Genomic DNA, 5,778 nt, shown 5'->3' on the forward strand with positions numbered 1-5,778 from the left:
GAAATAACTTTATGCTTCTCGTACAACGCCTGTGCTGTATCCAACGTTTTTTTCGCAGAAAAAGCATATTTGCCATTGGCTTCCCGCTGCAAAAGAGTAAGATCGTATAGCTTAAACGGATACTCTTTCGTATCCTTAACTTCATAAGACGCAATTCGTCCCGCCTTGCCTTTAACCTTTGCCGCAACGGCCTCAACTTTTGCTTGATCTGTCATTCTCTCGGCCTGCCACATGCCGCGGTACGTCATTTCATCCTGTGTGAAATGTCCTTCCAGTTCAAAAAATTTCAAAGAGGAGAACGCTTCAATTTGCTTCTGCCGATCATATATAAGGGCGAGCACTGGCGTCTGAACTCTGCCAACCGATAGCAGCACATTATGCTTCGTTGTAAAAGCACGTGAACCGTTCATTCCGATTAGCCAATCCGCCTCGCTTCTTGCTGTTGCCGCGCGGGTCAAATTCTCATATTCGGCGCCCTCTTTCAATTCCTCGAAACCTTTTCGAATCGTCTCCGGGGTAAGGTCTGAAATCCACAGCCGTTTAACGGGTTGATTTAACTTAAGATGGCGCTGGATGAGGGAAAAAATATATTGCCCTTCTCGCCCGGCATCACAAGAGTTGACAAGCAGATTGCTGCGTTTTGCCAGATCGCCGATAACCTTAAGCTGATCGATTGTTTTTTTGTTCGGTACGAGCTTGAACTGTGTCGGTATAATGGGAAGATCATTTATATTCCACTTTTTGTAACGATCATCATAGGCATCAGGCTCTGCAAGACCGATTAAATGACCGATCGCCCACGTAATAATATAATGCTCGCCTTCTATGTAGGAACGGTGATTTTTTGCTTTAGGATCGATTGCGGCTGCTATATTTCGTCCCATATCAGGTTTTTCCGCAATGATTAGTGTCTTCAAAAGATTATCGCTCCTTCATTAAGCTTTTCGAAAGTCTAACGCCTATCGCTCTCCACAATTAGCAATAAACGTTTCGCACTGTACAGCCACTAGAACATTTTACAGATTTCCGCGCAAAAAAGAAATGTTTTTCCCCATATCAAGTTTGAAATTTCTCCATAAAAAAAGCAAACCCAAGTGGGAGAGTTGTCCCAATTGGGTTCACGGAAGGTCTGTGTTAATAGCCGGCTTCTCCATATAGGCAATGATTTTGGCAAAAATCGAACGAACACCATCCGACCACTTCGGGTCTTCCGCATACTTTCGATTAATCCATGTAAAAGGATCTACTTCTGCCGGCCTATCCTTGCTTAAGTTAAATACGGTTCGCGCCGCAATTTCTGCCGATTGCTTAATATTGGTGTTAAAATCCTGCCAGCTATGAAAAACATTAAAAGGATTGTTGGCAATCTTTTTATGCTGCTTATTCGTTTTCGGTACAAACCCTTGCTCTTGTCCAGTTATAGCGAATAAGACGACCGGATGAATATCGAAGGCTTGCGCTGCCGTTATAATTGCTCCAAAATAAGGCTCTTCAGCTAGTATGGATGATTTCGTCTTTAAAAATGAGATCAACCGCGCTTGATCAATTTCTTGATAACGAAGCTCGATAGGCAGCCCGTCTACAGGAACAACAATAGGTTGAACTTGGTTCATAACAACGGGTGGCTGCAGCTTGTTGTCAGACGGTAAATTTAAAGACCAGCCATACAATAAAGTAGCTGCAATTAATAGAATACTTAATGTGCTGTATATATAAGTTCTCGTACTAATCCTACGTGCTAACGTATTGCTCCATTTCGTTGCAGGTAATGAAATGACCTCTGCTTGAGTTGAAGCTTGTGTCATATTACGCGATTCAGCACCTTCAGTAATAAGTAATCCTCTCAGCTGCGTCAGAAGGCCATTCTCAGCCTCATTTGAAGCTACACCCGATTGCTCCCCGTTTAATACGAGTTCGTCCATTACACGCTGCATGAGAGGCTTCTTGCAGCTTATGAGCAGCTGCTCTTCCAGCCAATCATGGAACGGATCATATATTTCTGCCGAGGTTCGATCTAGCTCTAAGCAGGCTTGAAAAATATCTTCCGCTCTAACCGGTCTTTGCCGCTCCAAAACAGCTGTTCTAATGAGCATTTCTGTGACGGAGCGTTTAACGCTGGTCTCGAAATTCGGTAATTGCTTATGTATTATGCGTTTGACCGCATCCGCTACAATTTCTGCTCGTTTTTCCCCAGGCAGCGCAGCGTATTTGTGTTGTACATAACTTCGAATATTTCGAACGTCTGTTGGTGACAAAACATATGCTTCATCGGCTGCCATGACGAATCGCCCCTTCGCGTCATCTCAAACCGATTTTACCACAAGTTTCCTTAGGACAGTGAGCTTAGTTTTTGAATTTCTTCTTGAATGTGCGCGGATGCAGTATAAATACTGTTATTTGTTCCTTCTCGTTAACCGTAAATTGATATTCACAATCACAGCCTTTATCATGCGGGACAGTATTGACCCCATACTCAGCAAGAAAAGCGCCCTAAGGCGCTTCTCATCCATCAAATTTATTATATCACGTCCAATATTTAAGGAAGCATCGATGATCCCATTAAATATTTATCCACTTCACGAGCGGCCTCGCGACCTTCATTAATCGCCCAAACCACTAAGCTTTGACCACGGCGCATGTCGCCCGCAGCAAATACTTTATCCACATTAGTGTTGTATTTGCCATAAGTCGCTTTTACGTTTGTACGACGGTCTTGTGCAAGACCAAGCTGCTCAATCAGCGTCGTTTCAGGACCTTCAAAACCTACTGCAATAAATACAAGATCTGCAGGCCATACTTTTTCTGTTCCTGGAATTTCACTATATATTTTACGTCCAGTCTCATCAACCGTACGTTCAATTTGAACAGTATGAAGCTCTTTAAGGTTTCCATTGCCATCGCCAACAAATTTCTTCGTTAGTACAGAAAACGCTCGAGGATCTTCACCAAATAGTGCTTTTGCTTCCTCATGTGCATAATCCAGCGTGTACACATTCGGGAATTGCGGCCATGGATTTTTATCGTTGTCTCGCACTAGCGGCGCTTTCGCATGTGTGCCGAATTGCGTAACCGATTTACAACCGTGACGCAGTGCTGTAGCCACGCAGTCCGATCCAGTATCTCCGCCGCCAATAACGATAACGTCCTTGTCTTTCGCGGAAATATAGTTTCCATCTTCAAGATTCGAATCCAAATAGCTCTTAATTGTGCCATTCAAGTAATCCATTGCCATGTGAACACCGTTCAAATCGCGGCCTTCCATTTCAACGTCGCGAGCTCTTGTCGAGCCTCCGCAAAGAACGACTGCGTCAAAGCTATTAACGAGCTCAGAAGCTGTAATATCTTTGCCGATTTCTGTATTCGTTACAAACTCAACGCCTTCTGCTGCCATAATGTCAACACGGCGCTGAACAACATGTTTCTCAAGCTTCATTGTAGGAATACCATAGGTTAGCAAGCCGCCGATGCGATCTGYGCGCTCATATACGGTTACGGTATGTCCTGCTTTATTCAGTTGTGCAGCAGTTGCCATTCCAGCAGGGCCAGAGCCTACTACGGCAATCCGTTTGCCTGTGCGGACTTTTGGCGGTTGTGGAACAACCCAGCCCTCTTCAAACCCGCGATCAATGATTGCTTGTTCGATTGTTTTGATCGTTACAGCATCACCTATTAAACCAACCGTACAAGATCCCTCACACGGTGCTGGACAAACGCGGCCTGTGAATTCAGGGAAATTATTCGTTTTATGCAGACGGTCTAGCGCTTCACGCCATAATCCGCGATAAATCAAATTATTCCATTCTGGAATGAGATTGTTAACTGGGCAACCTGAAACCGAACCTGCCAGTTCAATGCCTGTGTGGCAATATGGTGTACCACAGTCCATGCAGCGAGCGCCTTGTGTTTTTAACTGCTCATCCGAAAAATGCTTATGAAACTCTTGCCAGTCTTTGATACGCTCTAGCGGGTCGCGATCGGCCGGCAATTCGCGCTGAAATTCCATAAAACCAGTAGGTGTAGACATGATCGCATTTCCTCCATCCATATTTCCCGTTAACACTGCTTAGATTCTCTTTAAAACTATATCGGGAATTCTTAAAATATTCAATAACGAACTTTCTGCGAAAACGAATATTTTGTCTAAAGCACTCGTTTACTATTTTACAACATCCTAGCATTCAAGTACTTATGAAGGTAATGGATTATGCGTACAATCATTTGCACTTTCTGACATATCGTTCGTCAAACGTTCGGTTTTACCTTAAAAAGCTACACTTCCGACCGAATAAACGTTTGAAACGTGAAAGCATACTTGTTTTTTTCATCACGATCTCTGCTCTCGCTTTCCACAAGCTTCCACTGCAAATCAGAGAATGCAGGAAAAAATGCATCTCCGCCTTCAATATCTGCTTCCACTTTTGTAAGCAATATTTGATTAGCGAAGGGCAGAAACTGCTCGTAAATATCAGCACCGCCTATCACAACAAGCTCTTCAGCTGTATATAATTCTAGCGCTTCTTTAATCGAATGTACGATTTCACATCCCTCAGGGTGGAAATCCGTTTGACGTGTCAATACGACATTTTTACGATCAACCAATGGCTTAGGCAGGGATTCAAACGTCTTACGGCCCATGAGTACCGTTTTACCAATCGTCATCTTCTTGAAAAAAGCCATTTCTGCTGGCAAACGCCATGGCAGCTTGTTTCCAATTCCTATAGTTCTATTGCGATCCATAGCGGCAATCAAAGTAATATTCATAATGGTTAACTCCTTTCTTCATTTTTAAAAATGAATATGAATTTACACAGCTACCGGCGCTTTAATCGTTGGATGAGGGTTATAATCCGCAATGGATAGATCCTCAACTGCAAAGTCGAAGATTGATTGTTTGTCTGTGTTTAATTTTAACTGAGGGAGCGGTCTAGACTCTCTGCTGAGCTGAAGCTTGATTTGCTCCAAATGATTCGTGTAAATGTGGGCATCTCCAAGCGTATGGATGAATTCTCCCACTTCAAGCCCGCATTCGTGTGCAATCATGTGGGTCAATAAGGCATAACTTGCGATGTTAAATGGTATGCCTAGGAAAATGTCAGCGCTTCGCTGATAAAGCTGGCATGAAAGCTTGCCGTTTGTTACATAGAATTGGAACATCGTATGGCAAGGAGGCAGTGCCATGCTGGGAACGTCTTCTGGATTCCAAGCGGAGACGATCAGTCTTCTCGAATCCGGGTTTTTCTTAATCGTCGCAATGACATCCTTAAGCTGATCAATCGCATCCCCTTGCGTCGTCTTCCACTCTCTCCACTGCTTGCCATACACGTTGCCGAGCTCGCCGAATTCAGCGGCAAACTGGTCATCCGTTAAGATGTGCTGCTTAAAGAGATCCATTTGCTCTTCATATACTTTAGAGAATTCAGCATCCGTTTGCGACCGAAGACCAAAGTTCGTCATGTCAGGGCCCGTGTAGAATGCGCTCTCCACCCATCTTTTGAACGCCCATTCATTCCAAATATTATTATTATGCTGCAGCAGATAACGAATGTTCGTATCTCCTTGAATAAACCAAATCAACTCACTGGCAATTAATTTGAATGGCACACGTTTAGTTGTAAGCATCGGAAAACCTTCGCTAAGATCAAAACGCATTTGATAGCCAAAGGTAGAAATCGTTCCAGTCCCCGTTCGATCTTCTTTTTTTGTTCCATGTTCTAAAACATATTTCAACAAATTCAGGTAGGTTTGTTCGCTTTTGCTCATTTGGACATTGCTCCCTAT

General features: G+C 43.6%; 5 protein-coding genes. All 5 read right to left on the reverse strand.

Annotation, left to right across the window (positions count from 1 at the left end; translation table 11 throughout):
- Positions 1-917: DNA topoisomerase (locus AC1DSE_RS28875; protein ID WP_477528606.1), on the reverse strand; the 917-nt coding region annotated here is incomplete at its 3' end.
- 201 nt (positions 918-1,118) lie between these two features.
- Positions 1,119-2,279: a hypothetical protein gene (locus AC1DSE_RS28880; RefSeq protein ID WP_477511828.1), complete on the reverse strand. Its 1,161-nt coding sequence runs from the start codon at positions 2,277-2,279 to the stop codon at positions 1,119-1,121.
- Positions 2,280-2,536: 257 nt separating this feature from the next.
- Entirely contained in the window at positions 2,537-4,024 is a 1,488-nt protein-coding gene (locus AC1DSE_RS28885; RefSeq protein WP_477528608.1) for a glutamate synthase subunit beta, read from the reverse strand.
- 245 nt (positions 4,025-4,269) lie between these two features.
- Entirely contained in the window at positions 4,270-4,761 is a 492-nt protein-coding gene (locus AC1DSE_RS28890; RefSeq protein ID WP_441882410.1) for a dihydrofolate reductase, read from the reverse strand.
- Positions 4,762-4,803: 42 nt separating this feature from the next.
- Positions 4,804-5,760: a thymidylate synthase gene (locus tag AC1DSE_RS28895; protein WP_477511827.1), complete on the reverse strand. Its 957-nt coding sequence runs from the start codon at positions 5,758-5,760 to the stop codon at positions 4,804-4,806.
- Positions 5,761-5,778: the final 18 nt, after the last annotated feature.

This window comes from Paenibacillus sp. 01L418, assembly GCF_056400045.1.

Excerpts from the sequence above, each read along its gene's own strand:
- AC1DSE_RS28890 (WP_441882410.1), bottom strand. The coding sequence starts at position 4,761 with ATGAATATTACTTTGATTGCCGCTATGGATCGCAATAGAACTATAGGA.
- AC1DSE_RS28880 (WP_477511828.1), bottom strand. The coding sequence starts at position 2,279 with ATGGCAGCCGATGAAGCATATGTTTTGTCACCAACAGACGTTCGAAAT.
- AC1DSE_RS28895 (WP_477511827.1), bottom strand. The coding sequence starts at position 5,760 with ATGAGCAAAAGCGAACAAACCTACCTGAATTTGTTGAAATATGTTTTA.